22 protein-coding genes and 1 pseudogene are annotated in these 18,571 nt (G+C 58.8%); 10 read left to right on the plus strand and 13 right to left on the minus strand.

Annotated elements, in window-relative coordinates:
• Positions 1-117: 117 nt before the first annotated feature.
• Positions 118-1,464: a class II 3-deoxy-7-phosphoheptulonate synthase gene (locus KI231_RS20665; protein WP_187681366.1), complete on the plus strand. Its 1,347-nt coding sequence runs from the start codon at positions 118-120 to the stop codon at positions 1,462-1,464.
• A gap of 132 nt (positions 1,465-1,596) precedes the next feature.
• Here KI231_RS20665 and KI231_RS20670 read toward each other — a convergent pair whose 3' ends face one another.
• Both KI231_RS20670 and KI231_RS20675 read right to left on the minus strand, forming a co-directional pair.
• Positions 1,597-2,823: a winged helix-turn-helix domain-containing protein gene (locus tag KI231_RS20670; protein ID WP_213026203.1), complete on the minus strand. Its 1,227-nt coding sequence runs from the start codon at positions 2,821-2,823 to the stop codon at positions 1,597-1,599.
• A gap of 64 nt (positions 2,824-2,887) precedes the next feature.
• Positions 2,888-3,109, minus strand: a complete 222-nt coding sequence (locus tag KI231_RS20675) for a DUF1127 domain-containing protein (protein ID WP_103304745.1) — start codon at positions 3,107-3,109, stop codon at positions 2,888-2,890.
• Positions 3,110-3,206: 97 nt separating this feature from the next.
• Between KI231_RS20675 and KI231_RS20680 the strand changes: the two genes are divergently transcribed.
• Positions 3,207-4,061, plus strand: a complete 855-nt coding sequence (locus tag KI231_RS20680) for a LysR substrate-binding domain-containing protein (RefSeq protein WP_177431414.1) — start codon at positions 3,207-3,209, stop codon at positions 4,059-4,061.
• Here KI231_RS20680 and KI231_RS20685 read toward each other — a convergent pair.
• A complete protein-coding gene (locus KI231_RS20685; protein WP_177431413.1) occupies positions 4,051-4,800 on the minus strand; it encodes a sulfite exporter TauE/SafE family protein in 750 nt (249 codons plus the stop codon). The two genes, KI231_RS20680 and KI231_RS20685, sit on opposite strands and share 11 nt — an antisense overlap.
• A 110-nt stretch (positions 4,801-4,910) precedes the next feature.
• Here KI231_RS20685 and KI231_RS20690 point away from each other — a divergent pair, with 110 nt between their 5' ends.
• From KI231_RS20690 to KI231_RS20700, 3 genes are all read left to right on the plus strand, one after another.
• Positions 4,911-5,867, plus strand: coding sequence for a LysR family transcriptional regulator (locus KI231_RS20690; protein ID WP_213026204.1), 957 nt, complete (start codon positions 4,911-4,913; stop codon positions 5,865-5,867).
• Between the two features lie 72 nt (positions 5,868-5,939).
• The gene (locus KI231_RS20695; protein WP_213026205.1) at positions 5,940-6,395 is read left to right on the plus strand and encodes a MarR family winged helix-turn-helix transcriptional regulator; all 456 of its coding nucleotides are present in this window, start codon (positions 5,940-5,942) and stop codon (positions 6,393-6,395) included.
• Positions 6,396-6,752: 357 nt separating this feature from the next.
• Complete coding sequence (locus KI231_RS20700; RefSeq protein ID WP_007964807.1) at positions 6,753-7,172, plus strand: organic hydroperoxide resistance protein; 420 nt, start codon at positions 6,753-6,755, stop codon at positions 7,170-7,172.
• Between the two features lie 176 nt (positions 7,173-7,348).
• Here the strand turns inward: KI231_RS20700 and KI231_RS20705 are convergent, their stop codons facing one another.
• Together KI231_RS20705 and earP are read right to left on the minus strand one after the other, a co-directional pair.
• A complete protein-coding gene (locus tag KI231_RS20705) occupies positions 7,349-7,918 on the minus strand; it encodes an elongation factor P (protein WP_025113141.1) in 570 nt (189 codons plus the stop codon).
• A 48-nt stretch (positions 7,919-7,966) separates the two neighbouring features.
• Positions 7,967-9,109: an elongation factor P maturation arginine rhamnosyltransferase EarP gene (earP, locus tag KI231_RS20710; protein ID WP_213026206.1), complete on the minus strand. Its 1,143-nt coding sequence runs from the start codon at positions 9,107-9,109 to the stop codon at positions 7,967-7,969.
• A gap of 124 nt (positions 9,110-9,233) precedes the next feature.
• On the opposite strand from earP, the gene KI231_RS20715 reads away from it, so the two are divergent.
• Both KI231_RS20715 and KI231_RS20720 read left to right on the plus strand, forming a co-directional pair.
• On the plus strand, positions 9,234-9,641 hold the full coding sequence (locus tag KI231_RS20715; protein WP_103304739.1) for a hypothetical protein: 408 nt from the start codon (positions 9,234-9,236) through the stop codon (positions 9,639-9,641).
• A 2-nt stretch (positions 9,642-9,643) separates the two neighbouring features.
• Entirely contained in the window at positions 9,644-10,126 is a 483-nt protein-coding gene (locus tag KI231_RS20720) for a GreA/GreB family elongation factor (protein WP_213026207.1), read from the plus strand.
• A gap of 10 nt (positions 10,127-10,136) precedes the next feature.
• Here KI231_RS20720 and cysB read toward each other — a convergent pair whose 3' ends face one another.
• The 5 genes and pseudogenes from cysB to KI231_RS20745 all read right to left on the minus strand — a co-directional run bounded on the left by cysB (position 10,137) and on the right by KI231_RS20745 (position 14,102).
• The gene (gene cysB / locus KI231_RS20725) at positions 10,137-11,111 is read right to left on the minus strand and encodes an HTH-type transcriptional regulator CysB (RefSeq protein ID WP_007908591.1); all 975 of its coding nucleotides are present in this window, start codon (positions 11,109-11,111) and stop codon (positions 10,137-10,139) included.
• Between the two features lie 113 nt (positions 11,112-11,224).
• Entirely contained in the window at positions 11,225-11,728 is a 504-nt protein-coding gene (locus KI231_RS20730; protein WP_103304737.1) for a universal stress protein, read from the minus strand.
• A 98-nt stretch (positions 11,729-11,826) separates the two neighbouring features.
• Positions 11,827-12,731, minus strand: a pseudogene (locus KI231_RS20735) (5'-nucleotidase).
• A gap of 30 nt (positions 12,732-12,761) precedes the next feature.
• A complete protein-coding gene (locus KI231_RS20740; protein WP_213026208.1) occupies positions 12,762-13,715 on the minus strand; it encodes a putative 2-dehydropantoate 2-reductase in 954 nt (317 codons plus the stop codon).
• Positions 13,716-14,102 (minus strand): thioredoxin family protein, encoded by a 387-nt coding sequence (locus KI231_RS20745; protein ID WP_103304734.1) that lies wholly within the window; start codon positions 14,100-14,102, stop codon positions 13,716-13,718.
• Here KI231_RS20745 and KI231_RS20750 point away from each other — a divergent pair.
• Together KI231_RS20750 and KI231_RS20755 are read left to right on the plus strand one after the other, a co-directional pair.
• Positions 14,101-14,544: a PilZ domain-containing protein gene (locus KI231_RS20750; protein WP_103304733.1), complete on the plus strand. Its 444-nt coding sequence runs from the start codon at positions 14,101-14,103 to the stop codon at positions 14,542-14,544. The genes KI231_RS20745 and KI231_RS20750 overlap by 2 nt on opposite strands.
• A gap of 130 nt (positions 14,545-14,674) precedes the next feature.
• Positions 14,675-15,751 carry a 3-deoxy-7-phosphoheptulonate synthase gene (locus KI231_RS20755; protein WP_103304732.1) on the plus strand — a complete coding sequence of 359 codons (1,077 nt, stop codon included), beginning with the start codon at positions 14,675-14,677 and terminating at the stop codon, positions 15,749-15,751.
• 60 nt (positions 15,752-15,811) lie between these two features.
• Here KI231_RS20755 and KI231_RS20760 read toward each other — a convergent pair whose 3' ends face one another.
• Positions 15,812-16,093: a GNAT family N-acetyltransferase gene (locus tag KI231_RS20760; RefSeq protein WP_025113131.1), complete on the minus strand. Its 282-nt coding sequence runs from the start codon at positions 16,091-16,093 to the stop codon at positions 15,812-15,814.
• Between the two features lie 637 nt (positions 16,094-16,730).
• On the opposite strand from KI231_RS20760, the gene oprI reads away from it, so the two are divergent.
• Entirely contained in the window at positions 16,731-16,982 is a 252-nt protein-coding gene (oprI, locus tag KI231_RS20765; RefSeq protein WP_003199355.1) for an outer membrane lipoprotei OprI, read from the plus strand.
• A gap of 122 nt (positions 16,983-17,104) precedes the next feature.
• Here the strand turns inward: oprI and KI231_RS20770 are convergent, their stop codons facing one another.
• Positions 17,105-18,076 carry a L,D-transpeptidase family protein gene (locus tag KI231_RS20770; RefSeq protein WP_103304731.1) on the minus strand — a complete coding sequence of 324 codons (972 nt, stop codon included), beginning with the start codon at positions 18,074-18,076 and terminating at the stop codon, positions 17,105-17,107.
• Between the two features lie 150 nt (positions 18,077-18,226).
• A complete protein-coding gene (locus KI231_RS20775; protein WP_007908575.1) occupies positions 18,227-18,520 on the minus strand; it encodes a hypothetical protein in 294 nt (97 codons plus the stop codon).
• Positions 18,521-18,571: the final 51 nt, after the last annotated feature.

Genomic DNA, 18,571 nt, shown 5'->3' on the forward strand with positions numbered 1-18,571 from the left:
GATGACGCCGCTATGGCGCCGTGGCAAAGCGGCGATTGTCGACGAAGGTGCGGGAACAGGTCACGCACTAATTTGCTGATACCATGGCCTTCCGTGCGTAGAAAACTCGAGACCGTGATGAGCCAACCGTGGAGCCCTGACAGCTGGCGTGCCCTGCCGATCCAGCAACAACCCCAATACCCCGACGCCGCGCATCTGCGCCAAGTCGAGCAAACCCTGGCCAGCTACCCGCCATTGGTGTTTGCCGGCGAGGCGCGCGAACTGCGCCGTCAGTTTGCCGAAGTGACTCAGGGCCGGGCGTTTCTGCTGCAGGGCGGCGATTGCGCGGAAAGCTTCGCCGAATTCTCCGCAGCAAAGATTCGCGACACCTTTAAAGTGTTGCTGCAAATGGCGATTGTCATGACCTTCGCTGCCGGTTGCCCGGTGGTCAAGGTCGGGCGCATGGCCGGGCAGTTCGCCAAACCACGTTCGGCCAATGACGAGACCATCGATGGCGTGACCCTGCCCGCCTATCGTGGCGACATCGTCAACGGTATCGGCTTCGACGAAAAGAGCCGCGTACCGGATCCCGAGCGTCTGCTGCAGTCCTATCACCAGTCCACCGCGACGCTGAACCTCTTGCGCGCCTTCGCTCAGGGCGGCTTTGCCGATCTGCATCAAGTGCACAAGTGGAACCTCGATTTCATCGCCAACTCGGCGCTGGCCGAGAAGTACAGCCACCTCGCCGACCGCATCGATGAAACCCTGGCGTTCATGCGCGCCTGCGGCATGGACAGCTCGCCGCAACTGCGCGAAACCAGTTTCTTCACCGCCCACGAAGCGCTGCTGCTGAACTACGAAGAAGCCTTCGTGCGCCGCGACAGCCTGACCAACGATTACTACGATTGCTCGGCGCACATGCTGTGGATCGGCGACCGCACCCGTCAGCTCGACGGCGCTCATGTCGAATTCCTGCGTGGGGTCAACAACCCGATCGGCGTCAAAGTCGGCCCGAGCATGAACCCCGACGATCTGATCCGCCTGATCGATGTGCTCAACCCGAGCAACGATCCTGGGCGTCTGAACCTGATCGCACGGATGGGCGCGAACAAGGTGGGCGATCATCTGCCGGCACTGATTCGCGCCGTGCAGCGTGAAGGCAAGCAAGTGCTGTGGAGCTCCGACCCGATGCACGGCAACACCATCAAGGCCAGCAGTGGCTACAAGACTCGCGACTTTGCGCAGATCCTTGGTGAAGTGAAACAGTTCTTCCAGGTGCACGAAGCGGAAGGCAGTTATGCCGGCGGGATCCACATCGAAATGACCGGACAGAACGTCACCGAGTGCATTGGTGGGGCGCGACCGATTACTGAAGATGGTTTGTCGGATCGCTATCACACCCACTGCGATCCGCGGATGAATGCCGATCAGTCGCTGGAACTGGCATTCCTGATTGCTGAAACCCTGAAGCAAGTCCGCCGCTGAGGTTGGACATCTTTATCGCCTGACCTGGCCCCATCGCTGGCAAGCCAGGCTCCCACAGGATTTGCGTCGTACACAGATTCTGTGACCGAACCGATCACTGTGGGAGCCTGGCTTGCCGGCGATGGCGTCCGCTCAGTCGCTCCCGATCTGCGTCAATGCCACCCGCAACCGCCCCGCACTCTCGCGCTGACAATTCAACTGCACCCGCTCAAGCCCCAACCAACTCGCCATCTGCCGCAAATTCACGGCCAACGCTAGCATCCCCTCCTCATCCAGCCCCGACTCCTCCTCGTGCACCGCATGCACCGCCAACCGTCCCGACGCCCGCTCGGCGCGCAAATCCACCCGCGCCGCAATCCGTTCATTGTGCAGAAACGGCAACACGTAATAGCCGTAAACCCGCTTGTCCTGCGGCGTGTAGATCTCCAGCCGATAGCGAAAATCAAACAATCGCTCGGTGCGGCTGCGCTCCCAGATCAGTGAGTCAAACGGCGACAACAGCGCACTGGCCGTGACCTTGCGCGGGACCTTGGGCTCCGGCAGGCAATAGGCGATCTGTCGCCAGTCGGCGACCTCGCACATCAACAATTGCCCGGCCTCGACCAACTCGGCCAGACGCGGACGCGCGTCAGCCGGACTCAAACGAAAGTAATCGCGCAGGTCTTTTTCGGTGCCGACACCCAAAGCCTGCGCCGCATGCAATAACAGTCCACGCTGCGCCTCGGCCTCATCCGGCAATGTCTGCTGCAGGATCGCGGCAGGAATCACCCGTTCCGGCAGATCATACAAACGCTCAAAACCACGGCGCCCGGCGACGGTCACTTCACCGGCAGCAAACAGCCACTCAAGCGCATGCTTCTCTGCGCTCCAGTCCCACCACTGCCCGGGTTTGTCTTCGCGGGTCGACAAACTGCCCGCACCCACTGCGCCGCGCTCTTCGACCGCAGTCAAAACCCGGCGAATGACATCCTTCTGTTCAAGACCAAACTTCGCCAGTTGCTGATAAATGTCTCTGCCATCCCTGGCCCGCTGCATGCGCCAGTTCATCAACGGATACATCGACAACGGCAACAGCGACGCTTCGTGGCCCCAATATTCAAACAAGGTGCGACGTCGCCCCGAACTCCAGGCAGCCTGGTCGAGCAATTCGGAAGAATAGGAGCCCAGACGGGAAAACAGCGGCAGGTAGTGCGAGCGCACCACGGCGTTGACGGAGTCGATTTGCAGCAGGCCCAGCCGTTCGATCAGCCGGTTGACGTGCGTTGCCTTGACGGTCGGCGGCTGGCGCCCATTGAACCCTTGGGCAGCCAGCGCCAGACGTCGAGCCTGTTTGAGGGAAAAGGACAGTGTCGCGGGCATGAGCATCTCCTTGTCTGCTCGCAACCTACCTCAGTCCAAAAGGTTTTGTGTAGCGATGGCCTCATCATTTGTGCATCGGATCATCCCAGAATGGCCGAACCGACTCGTGCTCGACGTCGGCACGACTGACCCCGATGTCCTTCAACGCTTCGTCGCTCAGACTGGCGAGCATTTCGCGTTCGCGGTGAAGTTCGTACCAGCGGCTAAACTTGTGCAGCAAGTCGGAAACCATATGGCCATGGCCGGAAAATTTTTCTTCGTCTACATACTCTCTTTGACCTTTCATCGTGTTGACCTCCGTTGTGGATGGCTCAAGTCTCGCGCCAGCGCTAAGATCAATCCAACGAATGTTTCTGATGGCATGCATCACGGAGATTCATCAATTGTCGGCCTACCCCAGTATCGATACCGATGTCTTGCGCACCTTTGTGGCGATTGCCGATCAGGGCGGTTTCACCCGCGCCGGTGAAATGGTCAACCGCACCCAATCGGCGGTGAGCATGCAGATGAAGCGTCTGGAAGAAGACGTGTTGCAACGCCAGTTGTTTGAACGTGATGGGCGTCAGGTACGCCTGACCGCTGAAGGCCAGGTGCTGCTGGGATACGCGCGACGCATCCTCAAGCTGCACAGCGAAGTGTTCAACACCCTGCGCGAGCCGCACATGGTCGGCACCGTGAAGATCGGTACGCCGGATGATTACGTGATGCGCTTTCTGCCGGGGATCCTGTCGCGATTCGCGCAGTTCTATCCGCTGATCCAGATCGAAGTGCATTGCGAATCAACCAAACAGTTGTTGCAGCGCACCGATCTGGACCTGTCGATCGTTACCCGCGAACCGGGCAACGAGATTGGCCAGTTGCTGCGCAAGGAGCGCTTCGTCTGGGCCGAGGCGCAAAACTTCAGCGCCCACGAGCAGACGCCGTTGCCCTTGGCGATGTTCAACAGTGACTGTTTCTGCCGCTTGTGGGCCTGCAATGCGCTGGACGCCATGGGCCGCGAATACCGCATCGCCTACAACAGCACCAGCCTTTCGGCGCTGATGGCGGTGGTGAGCGCGGGTCTGGCGATCACCGCGCAACTGGAAAGCCTGATCACCCCGGACATGCGCATTCTCGGCGCCGATGAAGATCTGCCACTGCTGCCCGAGGCCAGCATCATGCTGATCCGCAACCTGAACAATCCGTCGCCGATCACCGAATGCCTGGCCGAGCACATCGTCGAAGGTTTCAAACTTTAAACGCGAGCATCACTGCACACAGCACCAGAAACCCGCAGAACAGCCCACGCAAAAGTTTTTCCGGCATCGCGTGGGCGACTTTCACACCCCAACTGATGCTGGCCAGACCGCCGATGGCCAGCGGCAGGCCGATCATCCAGTCCACTTCGTGATGCACCGCATACGTCACCAACGTCACGCCGGTGCTCGGCAATGCCAGCGCCAGCGACAGACCTTGGGCAACGACTTGGCTGGTGCCGAACAGGCTGGTCAAGACTGGCGTCGCGACCACTGCCCCACCGACACCGAACAACCCGCCCATGGTTCCCGACGCCGCGCCGAGAACACCCAGCCACGGCCACGAATAACGCATCTCGGAGGTCGGCGCCGGGCGCTTGCCGAACATTTTCAGCAGGTTGTAGGCCGACAGCACAACGAGAAACGCGACAAAACCGATGCGCATGGTTTGCGCGTCGATACCCACAGCCCAGATCGAACCGATCCACGCAAAGCAGAATCCCATCGACGCCAACGGCAACGCATGACGCAATTCAATACGATTGCGTTGGTGATAACGCCACAGCGCCAGCATCACGTTTGGCACCACCATCACCAGCGCCGTGCCTTGGGCAATCTGCTGATCGAGCCCGAACCACACGCCGAGCAGTGGAATGGCGATCAAGCCACCACCGATGCCGAAGATGCCACCGAGTGTGCCAAGGGCGGCGCCGAAAACCAGATACAACAAAAACTCCATCACTGCCGAATTCCTCTTACGTCAGGCGATTCATCCTACGCAGTCACGGCTGGCGGGGAAACGCACAGCAACGCACAATGGCTGTGCCGAATTCGCACAAGCATTGAAATGACATGAATCCCAATCAATTGACCGAACAACTCGGGTTGTTTCTCGATGTGCTGGAAAGCGGCAGTTTTTCCGCAGCGTCTCGTCGCCATCCGTTGACGCCTTCGGCGGTCGCGCGGCGCATCGATAGCCTGGAAAATGCTGTCGGCAGCCAGCTATTTATTCGCAGCACCCACGCGGTACTGGCCACGCCTGCGGGGCTCGCGTTTGCCGAGCGGGCACGGCGGATCGTCGCCGAGTTGCAACTGGCCCGAGCCGAAGCGGTTTCCCTGAGCAATGCGCCGGAAGGCTTGATTCGTATCGATGCCCCGGCAGCGTTCGGACGCAGACACCTGGCACCGGTGATTGCCGATTTTCTGGTTTTATATCCGGGACTGGACGTGCAGTTGCATCTGATCGACAGCTTTGTCGACATGCACGGCTCGAATCTGGGCAAGGTCGATCTGGTGCTGCGCGCCGGTCAACTGGCCGACACTCGATTGGTTGCCACGCCACTGGCGAGCATGGTGCGCATCGCCTGCGCGAGTCCTGACTATCTCAAACATCGCGGTGTACCCAGCCATCCCGCGCAATTGAGTGAACACGACGGTCTGGACTGGGACGGCCTCGCCCCGCCCTTCGCTTGGCGTTTCGAGCTGGATGGCCAGATGCAACTGCACCGTCCGGCCCGCATCCGCATGAGCGCCAATAATGCCGAAGCCTTGGTCTGCGGCGCGTTGGCGGGGCTGGGGATTGCGCATCTGCCGACCTGGTTGGCCAGTGAATATCTGCTGCGTGGCGAACTGCTGCCGCTGTTTTGCGAAAACGGCCTGCCGAAACCAGAGACCACCGGGATCTATGCGTTGCGGATGGAACAGCAGACGAATTCGCGCAGCCGCTTGCTGCTGGAGTATCTGAAAACCCGCTTTAGCCCGGTTCCGCCGTGGGATCTGGCGTTACAGCGGGATTTTGGCCGGCACTAGCCCCAGATAATTGTCTGGCGCATTAAACATTCGGGCGCTAGATTCATGCCCATCACCGATCAAGGCTTTGACATGACTTCCGAACGCGACACCTGCGATGACTTGCTCCTGGACAACCAGGCCTGCTTCGCCTTGCATTCCACTTCGCTGATGATGACCAAAGTCTACAAACCGATGCTGCAAGCCATCGGCCTGACCTATCCGCAGTATCTGGCGATGATGGTGTTGTGGGAGAAAGATGGTTTGACCGTGGGGGAAATCAGCACACGACTGCTGACGGATCCGGGATCGCTGACACCACTGCTCAAGCGCCTGGAAGGCGAAGGTTTGCTCAGCCGGACCCGCAGCCGCGAGGATGAGCGAGTGGTGATTGTCGAATTGACTGAACAGGGCCGCGCTTTGCAAGCCAAAGCCCAAAGCATCCCGCAATGCATTCTCGGCGCCAGCGGCTTCACGATCGAGCGTTTGCAAAACCTGCAATCAGAACTGCAAGCCCTGCGCAGCCACCTGCAAGACAGCCTGGTCTGAATCCTCAATTCAGTTGCAGTACAAAACCTGTGGGGGCCGGGCTTGCCCGCGATGGCGTCCTGTCAGCCGTCATGATTTCGACTGACACGCCGTTATCGCGAGCAAGCCCGGCTGCCACAGGGTCCTCATTTGCTGATGAATGCTTGTCCGACTGAATTTTTTTACAGTCAGCCTCCTTTCCGTCCAGCGCTCTAGATCAATGCTTGCAGTGCAGTAATGCACCACGCCGCGTCATGCATTCTCACTTTCCTCCGAAATTTATCTTGCGCGCAAAATATTAGCGAGCTACATTCACCTCGCACTTACTTAGCGCGCAAACAATTAGCGCGACACATCACGCTCTACGAGGCCCACACCATGCAAACTCTCTACACCGCAATCGCAACGTCCACTGGCGGCCGTGACGGTCGTGCGATCTCCAGCGACAACATCCTCGACGTCAAACTGGCCACCCCGAAAGAACTCGGTGGTGCTGGCGGCGCGGCGACCAACCCTGAGCAACTATTCGCGGCTGGGTACTCGGCCTGCTTCATCGGCGCGCTGAAATTCGTTGCCAGCCAGACCAAACGTAAAATCCCGGACGATGCTTCGATCACTGCTCACGTCGGCATCGGCCAAATCCCTGGCGGCTTTGGTCTGGACATCGACCTGCACATCAGCCTACCGGGTCTGGAACAAGCCGATGCACAGAGCCTGGTTGAAGCGGCGCATCAGGTTTGCCCGTACTCCAACGCCACCCGTGGCAACGTTGACGTGCGCCTGCACACCACCGTTTGAGATAAATACAAAACCCCTGCTCGCGAAGGCGTTCTGTCAGACAACGCTTCATTGGATGTCACACCGCATTCGCGAGCAGGCTCGCTCCCACAGGGGATAGGTGTTGAAGGTGAAATTGCAGGCACAAAAAAGCCCGACTCAATGGTCGGGCTTTTTCTTTCCGCAAAAAGCAGTGCTTATTTGGCACGGCCTTTGTAGGAACCGCCTTCGCGGGTGTCGATCTCGATCTTGTCACCGATTTCGATGAAGTCAGCAACTTGCAGCTCGGTACCGTTGCTCAGCTTGGCTGGCTTCATGACTTTGCCGGAAGTGTCGCCGCGAGCCGAACCTTCGGTGTAGTCAACTACGCGCACGATGGTGGTCGGCAGCTCTACGGAAACCAGACGCTCTTCGAAGAACACGGCTTCGCAAACGTCGGTCATGCCTTCTTCAACGAAAGGCAGAACGCTTTCGATGTCTTCGGCGTTCAGTTCGTACATGGTGTAGTCAGTGGTGTCCATGAACGTGTAGGTGTCGCCGCTGATGAAGGACAGGGTCGCTTCTTTGCGGTCGAGGATCACGTCGTCCAGCTTGTCGTCCGCACCGTAAACGGTTTCGGTCTTGTAACCGGTCAGCAGGTTCTTCAGCTTGGTCTTCATGATCGCGCTGTTACGGCCCGACTTGGTGAATTCAGCTTTCTGAACCAGCCAAGGATCGTTGTCGATACGGATCACGGTACCGGGTTTGAGTTCTTTACCAGTTTTCATTGCGAATATCCGAATTTGGATGGGATTTACAAAAATCTAGGCCGCGTATCATATCCAATTTAGGTAAAACTGTACCAGCGCCGTGGCAAGATCCGCCTGCAAGCCTTGTTCCAGACACCATGCTTCGGCATTTTCCTGTAGTTCTGGCCAATGTTTACGGGCCTCGAGCCAATGTCCGCCGATCGGCTGACCAGCACTCCAGGCCTGCCAGAGACCGTTCATCGCCTGGGCCGCTGCTGGCGACAGACCGTGCGAATACAGAGCGAGGAAGGCATCGAGCTTGTCCAGGTGGATGGCTTCGTCCTGCTGGTAGATGTGCCAGAGCATCGGCCGCCCCGCCCACTGCGCCCGGACGAACGAGTCTTCGCCGCGCACCGCATTGAAATCGCAGCACCAGAGCAGATGATCGTATTGATCCTGACGGACGAACGGCAACACCTGCACGGTCAGCGCCTGACGCACATGAATTGCTCCGACGCTAAGCGTTTCTACCTCAAGCCATCTCGCAACGTCACCGAGAATACGACCTTCCGGCACCAGCAAGTGAGTCGGTGTCGCGTCGTCTGCGAGTACATCCAGCCAGCTGGCCAGCCCGGCATTCTCGTAGGCAAACAGCGAAATCAGCTGAGCGCCCGCCGCGCGCTCGATCCCCAAACCTTGCAGGAATTGTCGCTGAGCTTGGGGATCCTGCTGAAATTGCCGACGCTGCTCGAGTAATCCTCGCTCACGCAGCAGTCCGCCCGTGCCCGGCTGAAATCCCGGAAAGAAGAAGAACTTCTGCACTGACTTGTATTTCACCGACGGCAATCCATGGCAACCGATGACCCATTCTTCGGCGCTGAGATAGTCGAGGTTCATCCACAGAGGCGGCTTTTCGCGCTCGGCCATGGCGTCCATATAATCGCCGGGCAACTGACAGGCGAACGCGGCGATCACCACATCAGCGGCTTCAGTCTGTGGCCACTCGCCCGGCCAGTGCCGTACCTCCACGCCCTGCTGCCATTGTTGTGTAGCGGTGCTGTCGATCTCTGGACAGATGCGTTCGAACGCGCGCAGATCATCGACCCACAGTCGCACCGCCAGTGAATGCTCCGCCACCAATTGCCGGGCCAGGCGCCAGGTCACGCCGATATCGCCATAGTTATCGACGACAGTGCAAAAAATATCCCAGCGGGTTTTCAGTTTCGACATTCAAGACTCCCGTTGGCAAAAGCACCGATTGTCCGCATAAATGACCCCGTGCAGAAGAGCCGACGCCGATTAATCTTCGTGCGACAATCGCGACTTGCCCGCAATCATCCGCCAGGAGGCAGCCATGCCCTATCGTCCCAATCCGCGTCGTCCCTTGCCTGTTCAACTCAGCGCGCTGCATTTGACCGGCAGCATTGCCTTGGGCATGTGGCTGGGCTTTCTGGCGATCGCGCTGACCTGCTGGCTGCTCTCGCGCTTTTTGTTCAACGAGCAACTGGCGCCGGTGGCCCAGGCCGTGCAGCAATTGGCCAACCCGCCGGCGGCCCAGCCGGTGCCGAATATTCCGCCGCAGAGCCCGTTGTTCGATCAATACGAGGAAAACCTGCGCAAGAACGAGCAACAGAATCGGCTCGATCAGGCGCGCAGCAGCAGCCGCAATCAATCGAATCCGAAATGCCAGTTCTGGCTGCAACAGGACCAGAATGCGCCCAGCGAAAAGAGCCGCGCCAACGTTTTGCAATTCTGCGACTGATCATGAACAAACACACGGTCCACCAATTGATTCTCGACAAACTGCGCATCGACCTCGATATCGCCGAACGCGCCGCGCAGACCGCTTACGAAACCGCGACCCACGAAGAGAACATCGCCGAAAACAAGTACGACACCTTGGGACTTGAGGCGTCTTATCTGGCGGCCGGGCAAGCAAAACGCGTCGAGGAAATTCGTCAGTCACTGGCGCTGTGCCAGGCGCTGACGCTGCGCGCCTACGACGAGAGCCGAGGCATAGAAATCGGCGCCCTGCTCGGTCTGGAAGACGAAAAGGGTCGCGAGCAATGGCTGTTTCTGGCGCCGGATGCGGCGGGACTGAAAGTCGACGTGGTCGGTCAGCCGATTACCGTCATCACCCCGCGCTCGCCGCTGGGCAAAAGCCTGCTGGGCAAGTTCGAGGGGGACGAGGTGGAGATTCTGGTGGCAGGCACCCGGCAACAATTTGCTGTCACCGAGGTGCTTTGACGCGGGGACTTTAGTGGACAGGCAGCTCGACGCCGTCGAACAGCTCTTCCAGCTCTTGCTTGTTGTGGCACTGAATGGCTTTGGCCATCACTTCGCGGGTCAGGTGCGGGGCAAACTTTTCGATGAAGTCGCACATGAAACCACGCAGGAACGTACCGCGACGGAAACCGATCTTGGTGATGCTCGATTCGAACAGCTCGCTGGCATCCAGCACCACCAGATCGTTGTCGAGTTTGGTATCGACGGCCATTTTGGCGACGATGCCCACACCCAGCCCCAGACGCACGTAGGTTTTGATCACATCGGCGTCAGCAGCGGTGAAAACCACTTTCGGCGTCAGGCCACGATGGCTGAACGCTTCGTCGAGTTTCGAACGACCGGTGAAGCCGAACACGTACGTCACGATCGGATATTCGGCGAGCGCTTCGAGGGTCAGCTTAGGCAGCTTGGTCAGCGGGTGCCCCTGCGGCACGACCACACAGCGGTTCCAGCGATAGCATGGCATCATCACCAGGTCGCCGAACAACTCCAGCGCTTCGGTGGCGATGGCGAAATCGACGGTGCCGTCAGCGGCCATCTCGGCGATCTGCATCGGCGAACCCTGGTGCATGTGCAGTGCCACGTCCGGATATTGCTTGATGAAATTGCTGATCACTGGCGGCAGCGCATAACGTGCCTGGGTGTGAGTGGTGGCGATCGACAGGGTGCCTTTCTTCTCGTTGGAGAATTCCTGGGCAATCTGCTTGATGCTTTCGACCTTGCGCAGAATCTCACCGGCAGTGGTGATGATGCGCTCGCCCGCCGGGGTGACGCGGGTCAGGTGCTTGCCGCTGCGGGCGAACACTTCAACGCCGAGTTCATCTTCCAGCAGGCGGATTTGTTTACTGATACCCGGTTGCGAGGTGTAAAGGCTTTGGGCTGTAGCGGAAACGTTGAGGTCGTGGTGCGCCACTTCCCAGATGTAGCGCAATTGTTGAAGCTTCATATGTATCCCTCAAAGCAGGTAGACGCCACGGGCATCAGCGACGGTATATAACTATATTAATGGTTTGAATAATAAATCTAGAACTTTTTTATCAAAGTGCCATTAATCCTGACTCAGCGATCCTCCCGCCGCCGACGCTCCACCAGTGGCACCAGATAAACCGGGACCTTGGCCAACTGCAGGACCCGCGCCGCCGTACGGCCCAACGGCGTTTCCGCGCCCACCCCGTGGCTGTGACTTCCTACGATCAGCAAATCGACAGAGAGTTTCTGCACCTGGTCAAGAATCACCTGCGACGGATCGCCCTGCACCACGCGTACCGCGCGAATGCGCTGCAGATCCTGCTCGCCCTCGTCCCCCAGTTCTTCGCGAAAGCTCTCCAGTACCCGCTGTTCGATGTTGGCGATGACTGTTTTCAGACCCTGGCTGTGAAATTCGTTCAATGCCTGCTCGTCGAGATAACTCTGCAACACCGACTCGGCAAACAATCCCATCGGCTCCACCGCGTGCACCACATACAAGTCGGCATTGAACGTTCGCGCCAAAGCCAGGGCATGCTGCATCACTAACGGTGCGTACAGACCGAGGTCAGTGGCATACAGCATCGAACGAATCATATGACCTCCTCGCAAGCCAACATGGCGGAGATTTGATTCAGCTTAGCAGTGCCTTGACGAGTACGACGTGCGACGCAACGTCTTGAAGCACAGGGGCTTTAGATCGACGGTTCGTTGCTGATGCCGTGGGGTACGTGACCGGTGGCGACCACTTCGCGGGCAAGTTCGCAGTGGCCGGCCTGATCGTCGAAGAACACGTCGGCGGCAAACGCTTCGAGAAACGCCGATTTGGTCAGGCCACCGAGGAACAGTGATTCGTCGAGGCGAATGTCCCATTCCCGCAGCGTACGGATCACTCGCTCATGCGCCGGCGCCGAACGTGCGGTGACCAGTGCCGTGCGGATCGGGCAGTCGTCGTCGGGGAACTCGCGTTGCAACAGATTGAGCGCCGCCAAAAAGCCCTTGAACGGCCCACCGCGCAATGGCTCGCGTGCGGCCTCACGCTCCTTGGCCTGAAACGCTTCGAGTCCGCCGGACTGATAGATCCGTTCCGATTCGTCGGAAAAAATCACCGCGTCGCCGTCGAAGGCGATGCGCAACTCATCGCTGGCCGCTCGGCTGGCGCCCCCGGACAGAATCGTCGCAGCGGCAAAACCTGCATCCAGCGCTGCGCGTACATCCTCGGCGTGGGTCGAAAGAAACAGGTCGCAGCCAAAGGCTTTGAGATACGGATAAGGACTGCGCCCCCCACAAACGCTGCGCGGGAAATCGCCAGGCCGTAGTGATGAATCGAGTTGAACACGCGCAACCCGGTGTCGGCGCTGTTGCGCGACACCAGAATCACCTCGACCCGGGCGCGGCCGAGGCGACTGTTCAGGCTCAGGAGTTTTTCCACCAGGGGGAAGGCATCGCCGGGCGCGAGGATCTCGTCTTCGTGCTCGATCTGATATTGCCGATAGGCTTCGACGCCGCTCGACAGGTAGACCTTATGGCTCTCGCTCAGGTCGAACAAAGCGCGCGACGAGATCGCCAGCACCAGTTTGTCATCAATGTTTTTCGCCATGTTTTCCCCCAGCACCCGCAAAAAAACGACTCAAGTGTTGCGTCGATCAATAAAGCTCAATGTTCGATACAGCGCCTCGATTCGCGGCAGTTCACACCCCGCCGCTTTGGCGGCCGCCAGTGGTCGGGCGTAGATTGCCTCCAGCTCCAGCGGTCGTTTATGCAAAAAGTCGTGATGCATGCTCGGCCAGTAATCGGCCATTTTCTCGGTCATCGTAAACAGGAAATCGGCATACCCGGCTGGCACTTCCACACCGCACGCCTTGGCGCCCTGCACCACTTCGGCCATCAACGCCTGAATCAATGCGCGGCTGTCGGCATCGGCCATCAGCGGCGTAGTGCTGGCGCCGAGCAATACCGAAAGACCGTTATAGGGGATGTTCCAGATCAGTTTCTGCCAGCGTGCCTGATGCAGATTGGGCATCGCCTGGGAATCGATGCCGGCGGCGCGGAACAGTCCCGAACCTTCCTCGACAAGCACCATACGCGCAATGTCATCAGCCGCCGGGCCACTGTGGTAGCCGACGTTCACCGCGCCAAGTGCTTGGTGGGTCACCTGCCCGGGGCCCTCGCGATGCACGCAGATCAGGCACAGACCACCGAGCAGATGCAGCGAGTCAGGCAGCCGTTCACGCAGGCTGTCCTCGACGTCGAGGCCGTTTTGCAGCACCAGCACTTTCGCATCGGGTTTTGCCGCTTGAATGATCGATGGCGCAAGGCTGGCATTGCTGGTGGTCTTGGCGCCCACCAGCAGCCAGTCGCACTTGGGCATGTCTTCAGCCGAAGAGTAGGCCTGCACCGGGTTGAGCGTCAGCAGACCATGCACCGCGCTGTCCACCTGCAGGCCGTGCTCGGCCACCGCGGAAAACTCGCTGCGCAGCAGAAAATGCACATCGAAACCGGCACGCGCCAGCATCAGGCCGTAAAACCCGCCGATGGCACCGGTGCCGATAATCCCCACGACCGGTTTGTTGATTGTCCCCATTTATGGCAACTCCTCTGCAATTCGACTCAGTGCCTGCGCCAGCGCTGCGTTCAGCGCATCGGCCGTCAGGCGCGTGTGCAATGCCCCAAAGAACTCGCCGTCGCGCACGACAAACAGCGCAGGCAAATGAAAGACCTGATACCGCTCCACCAACCCGCCGTTGTTGCCAGCGTCGATCCAGCAAAGGCGATCAATCGCCAGCGCCATATCCGGCAACACTTCGCGGGCATAACGGCAACTGGCGCAGCCGACGCTGGTGAAAATCACCAGCGAAACGCCGCTCATCGCCAAAAGCCGTTGGTCGGCGTCGAAATCGGTCAGTTCGGATTCGACCACTATACTGGGGGAAACAATGTCAAATGGCCGACACAGGGAGTCTGTGCTCATGGGACGTTTCATTCCTCATCCGGACGAGGTGCCGGTTGAATTAACCTTGCTCACGCCTGAGTGCATTTCCAGGCAACAGCTGCACACTATCAGCCTCGGCGGCATCGCTTGCAATTACCACCGTGCCTGGCGCCATGGCACGGCCCTGCAAGTGCGCATGCCAACGCTCAATGCCGACATCTGTTATCCGGGCTATGTGGCGTGGTGTCTGCGTCGCAAAAAAGGTTATCTGGTGGGGATAGCGTTCACCGACGAACAAACGCTGTTCAGCGCGCGAATGGGTGAGCAGGTGTGTCAGATCGAACGCTACTGCCGCATGAACGATGCCCACGATGACCTGCAGGATATCCAGGCGCTGGCCCTGCAATGGGTCGAACAACATGCCGATGAGTTCTCCCACGACAGCGTTCGCAAGGCTTTTGCCCAGCCAGTGCTGGATTAAAGCGGCGTTTGCCCATTGTCGAGCAGGCGCGTAACGCGCTAAGGTTCCGCTCCCCGACGCGCTTAAATCTGCTGTGCTCCGCCGCGCGGGGATCGCTGGCGGCCGGCACCCGTGACCTGACGAGTAAACGATGGCTGATTTACCGATCAACGACCTAAACGTCGCCTCTAACGAGACCCTGATCACTCCCGATCAGCTCAAGCGTGATATCCCTCTGAGCGGTGCTGCCTTGCGCACCGTCACCAAGGGCCGTGAAGTCATTCGCAACATTCTTGATGGCACTGACCACCGTCTGTTCGTCGTGATCGGCCCGTGCTCGATCCACGACATCAAGGCTGCCCACGAATACGCCGACCGTTTGAAGGTGCTGGCTGCGGAAGTCTCCGATACCTTGTATCTGGTCATGCGCGTGTATTTCGAAAAGCCGCGCACCACGGTCGGCTGGAAAGGCCTGATCAACGATCCGTATCTGGACGACTCGTTCAAGATCCAGGACGGTCTGCACATCGGTCGCCAGTTGCTGCTGGATCTGGCCGAAAAAGGCCTGCCAACCGCCACTGAAGCCCTCGACCCGATCTCCCCGCAATACCTGCAGGACCTGATCAGCTGGTCGGCCATCGGCGCACGTACCACCGAATCCCAGACCCACCGCGAAATGGCTTCCGGCCTGTCCTCGGCCGTAGGCTTCAAGAACGGCACCGACGGCGGCCTGACCGTGGCGATCAACGCCTTGCAGTCGGTTTCCAGCCCGCACCGTTTCCTCGGTATCAACCAGGAAGGTGGCGTGTCGATCGTCACCACCAAAGGCAACGCCTACGGTCATGTGGTGCTGCGCGGTGGTAATGGCAAGCCGAACTATGATTCGGTCAGTGTTGCCCTGTGCGAGCAGGCGCTGAACAAAGCGAAGATCAAGCCGAACATCATGGTCGATTGCAGCCACGCTAACTCCAACAAGGACCCGGCCCTGCAACCGCTGGTGATGGAAAACGTTGCCAACCAGATCCTCGAAGGCAACCAGTCGATCATCGGCCTGATGGTCGAGAGTCATCTGAACTGGGGCTGCCAGGCGATTCCGAAAGATCTCGCCGACCTGCAATACGGCGTGTCGATCACCGATGCGTGCATCGACTGGTCCGCCACCGAGAACACCCTGCGCAGCATGCACGCCAAGCTCAAGGATGTTCTGCCGAAACGCCAGCGCAGCTGATACGCGTTTTACAGGCATAAAAAAACGCCGGGCAATGCCCGGCGTTTTTGTATGTGCGATTCAGATTTTCGCGGCGCGCTTCTGATGGCGTTCCATGTAGCGCTCGACGTAGGAGCACGACGGGATCACCGTGTAGCCCATTTCTTCGGCGTATTGCAGCGCGCTTTCAGTCAGCGCCGCGGCAATGCCACGGCCACGCAGGGCGTTGGGCACGAAGGTGCGATAGATATCCAGGGTCTGTTTCCCCAGATCCATATAGGTCAGGTAGGCACGATGACCGTCCACATTGGTCTCGAACTGATGACCAGCCTGGTCATGGTGGATGGACAACGCCTCGCTCATCACTACTCCTCGCGGGTCTTGAATTCTGACCCCTACCTTACCGATGTTTTTCCGGCGAAGGAACATCTACGCCACCCCGTGCCTGATGGACACCGAGAAGAGCCACACCGATCTCGCGCAACCTGGCACCTGATAAATAGTAGGCACCATTGGCAAAAATGCTCAAGGTACGCTCGTCATCAAGCGAGTTGACGGGGGTTGCTCCGATGGACGCAGGGTGGGCCTGGGAGAAGATCTTCCCGGGCTGCTCACCTGAACATTGCCGGATGTTGAGACTTAAGACGTGCGGCCTTTTTTAAAGTCACCTCAACATGCAGAAAGATACGCGAAGCAGTGCGCAAAATCGGAACAAAAGTATGGACGTATTCATCTAGACAGACTTTAGCCAAGACTGCAAAAACAGCACGGAGCAACGGGAACTTTTTCTCATTAACTCGCTCAGCTCGGGGCTTGCAGCTGGATATTTTTTAAACAACGCAGTTAAAAGTTGCTCGAAAAAGAATCAACGCCTACAATTTTTTTTGCTTCTTGCCTTACGTCAGTTTACTTACTACAAGTAATGGGTAGTATGTACGCCGGCTATTTCCTCAATCGGAGGAGACAGCCACTTAATTGAAAGTCCTTGAAGGGGAACACGATGAACAACGTTCTGAAATTCTCTGCTCTGGCTCTGGCCGCAGTTCTGGCTACCGGTTGCAGCAGCGCATCGAAAGAAACCGAAGCACGTCTGACCGCTACTGAAGACGCAGCTGCTCGCTCCCAGGCTCGTGCAGACGAAGCTTACCGTAAAGCTGATGAAGCTCTGGCTGCTGCTCAAAAAGCACAACAGACTGCTGACGAAGCTAACGAGCGTGCTCTGCGCATGCTGGACAAAGCTAGCCGCAAGTAATAATCCCTCGGGATTGTTATCAAGCCGACCCATTTTTTGGGTCGGCTTTTTTATGCGCGATGCTTTTGTCCGGGCATTAAAAAACCCGCCGATGCTGACATCGGCGGGTTTTGTTTCTCAGCTTACTGTTGCAGGTCGATCGGTGCGCTCGAGACAATGGGCGCCGAGGTGCCCGGCGTGCCGATTTCCGTTGGCAGGCCATCCTCGGCCGCAACCACGTCACGCACCACATCCCAGTTCATGCGCAGGTTGTTGGTGATGTCCTCACGCTTGAGCATCGCGTTGATCACCGCGGTGTGCTTGTCGACTACCGAAGGGTTGCCCTTGTCGTCGATCGGCGTGTGCGCTTCCAGATAGACCTTGCCGCCACTGCGCCCGAACTTGTAAGCATCGTTGAGGATGCGCACCGAGGTACCGACCGGCACCATGCCGGCCATCTCCAGCACGTTGTTGTTGAACATGCGGAAGCAGCCGTGGCTGGTGCGCATGCCGATGCCGAACTTCTTGTTCGAACCGTGGATCAGGTAGCCCGGCGTGCCGAGGGTGAACTTGAACGGCCCCAGCGGATTGTCGGGACCGGCCGGCACCACGTTCGGCAGCGGATCACCGTCGGCGGCGTGTTCAGCCTTGATCGAGGCTGGCGGAGTCCAGGTCGGGTTCGGTGTCTTGGCGGTGATCGAGGTGTGCGCAATCGGCGAACCCCACCCTTCACGACCGATACCCAGCGGGAAGGTGTACACCACGTTCCGGCCTTTCGGGAAATAGTAGAGGCGGTATTCGGCAAGGTTGATCACGATGCCTTCGCGCGGGCCCGGCGGCAGAATGAAGCGCGTCGGCAGAACGATTTCGGTGCCGGCACCGGGCAACCAGGCATCGACGCCCGGGTTGGCCGCGACCATTTCCGAATAGCCCAGATCGTACTTTGTGCCCAGGTCGGCGAAGGTGTCTTCGTACTTGGCTTTGATCACCTGCACCTGGCCGATGATGTCTTCACCGGGTGGTGGCAGGGGAAACTCCAATGCAGCAACGGGACCGGCCACACACAGGGCGGCAAGTGACAGGCAGCGGGTGACGGCAGGAAAGCGCGGCAACATCCGGAAAATCCTTCGCATGATCAACAAGGGTATAAGAGCGCGATTGTACACCGCACTTTGAATATTCGGGGAGACACGCCGATGGGCAGCCAGAACTCTTAATGCAGGAGCTACCGCAGGCTCGGGCCGCGATCGGACGATCTTTTGATCTTAAAGCTCGAATCGCAACTCAGGCCAGATCGGCGACGTGCCGCGCTTCTGCGACTCCAGAATCGCCCGGCACAGCGAGCATAGGCGCTGATCCTGAAACACCCGGCGATCCACGCTCGACCAGCGCGGCTGCGCCGGCAGCAGACTGCCGCAGAGGGTGCGATCGGCCGAGCCGCCGAGTTCGAGTTGACGGGTCACCAGATGCACCCGCACTTCCTGGCAGGCGAACAGATCCAGCTGCTCGTCAGGCTCGATCAGTTGGTAGGCAAACAGGGACCAGGCAGAACGCGACATCGGGGGCTCCAAATAAGGGGGCGCCACATTAGCCGAAAGCCTGCCCTTAGA

Source organism: Pseudomonas sp. Seg1, assembly GCF_018326005.1.
In the GTDB taxonomy this organism is placed as follows: domain Bacteria; phylum Pseudomonadota; class Gammaproteobacteria; order Pseudomonadales; family Pseudomonadaceae; genus Aquipseudomonas.

Coding starts and splice junctions, on each gene's coding strand:
- KI231_RS20665 (WP_187681366.1), top strand. CDS start 118: ATGAGCCAACCGTGGAGCCCTGACAGCTGGCGTGCCCTGCCGATCCAG.
- KI231_RS20670 (WP_213026203.1), bottom strand. CDS start 2,823: ATGCCCGCGACACTGTCCTTTTCCCTCAAACAGGCTCGACGTCTGGCG.
- KI231_RS20675 (WP_103304745.1), bottom strand. CDS start 3,109: ATGAAAGGTCAAAGAGAGTATGTAGACGAAGAAAAATTTTCCGGCCAT.
- KI231_RS20690 (WP_213026204.1), top strand. CDS start 4,911: ATGAATCCCAATCAATTGACCGAACAACTCGGGTTGTTTCTCGATGTG.
- KI231_RS20695 (WP_213026205.1), top strand. CDS start 5,940: ATGACTTCCGAACGCGACACCTGCGATGACTTGCTCCTGGACAACCAG.
- KI231_RS20700 (WP_007964807.1), top strand. CDS start 6,753: ATGCAAACTCTCTACACCGCAATCGCAACGTCCACTGGCGGCCGTGAC.
- KI231_RS20705 (WP_025113141.1), bottom strand. CDS start 7,918: ATGAAAACTGGTAAAGAACTCAAACCCGGTACCGTGATCCGTATCGAC.
- earP (WP_213026206.1), bottom strand. CDS start 9,109: ATGTCGAAACTGAAAACCCGCTGGGATATTTTTTGCACTGTCGTCGAT.
- KI231_RS20715 (WP_103304739.1), top strand. CDS start 9,234: ATGCCCTATCGTCCCAATCCGCGTCGTCCCTTGCCTGTTCAACTCAGC.
- KI231_RS20720 (WP_213026207.1), top strand. CDS start 9,644: ATGAACAAACACACGGTCCACCAATTGATTCTCGACAAACTGCGCATC.
- cysB (WP_007908591.1), bottom strand. CDS start 11,111: ATGAAGCTTCAACAATTGCGCTACATCTGGGAAGTGGCGCACCACGAC.
- KI231_RS20730 (WP_103304737.1), bottom strand. CDS start 11,728: ATGATTCGTTCGATGCTGTATGCCACTGACCTCGGTCTGTACGCACCG.
- KI231_RS20740 (WP_213026208.1), bottom strand. CDS start 13,715: ATGGGGACAATCAACAAACCGGTCGTGGGGATTATCGGCACCGGTGCC.
- KI231_RS20750 (WP_103304733.1), top strand. CDS start 14,101: ATGGGACGTTTCATTCCTCATCCGGACGAGGTGCCGGTTGAATTAACC.
- KI231_RS20745 (WP_103304734.1), bottom strand. CDS start 14,102: ATGAGCACAGACTCCCTGTGTCGGCCATTTGACATTGTTTCCCCCAGT.
- KI231_RS20755 (WP_103304732.1), top strand. CDS start 14,675: ATGGCTGATTTACCGATCAACGACCTAAACGTCGCCTCTAACGAGACC.
- KI231_RS20760 (WP_025113131.1), bottom strand. CDS start 16,093: ATGAGCGAGGCGTTGTCCATCCACCATGACCAGGCTGGTCATCAGTTC.
- oprI (WP_003199355.1), top strand. CDS start 16,731: ATGAACAACGTTCTGAAATTCTCTGCTCTGGCTCTGGCCGCAGTTCTG.
- KI231_RS20770 (WP_103304731.1), bottom strand. CDS start 18,076: ATGTTGCCGCGCTTTCCTGCCGTCACCCGCTGCCTGTCACTTGCCGCC.
- KI231_RS20775 (WP_007908575.1), bottom strand. CDS start 18,520: ATGTCGCGTTCTGCCTGGTCCCTGTTTGCCTACCAACTGATCGAGCCT.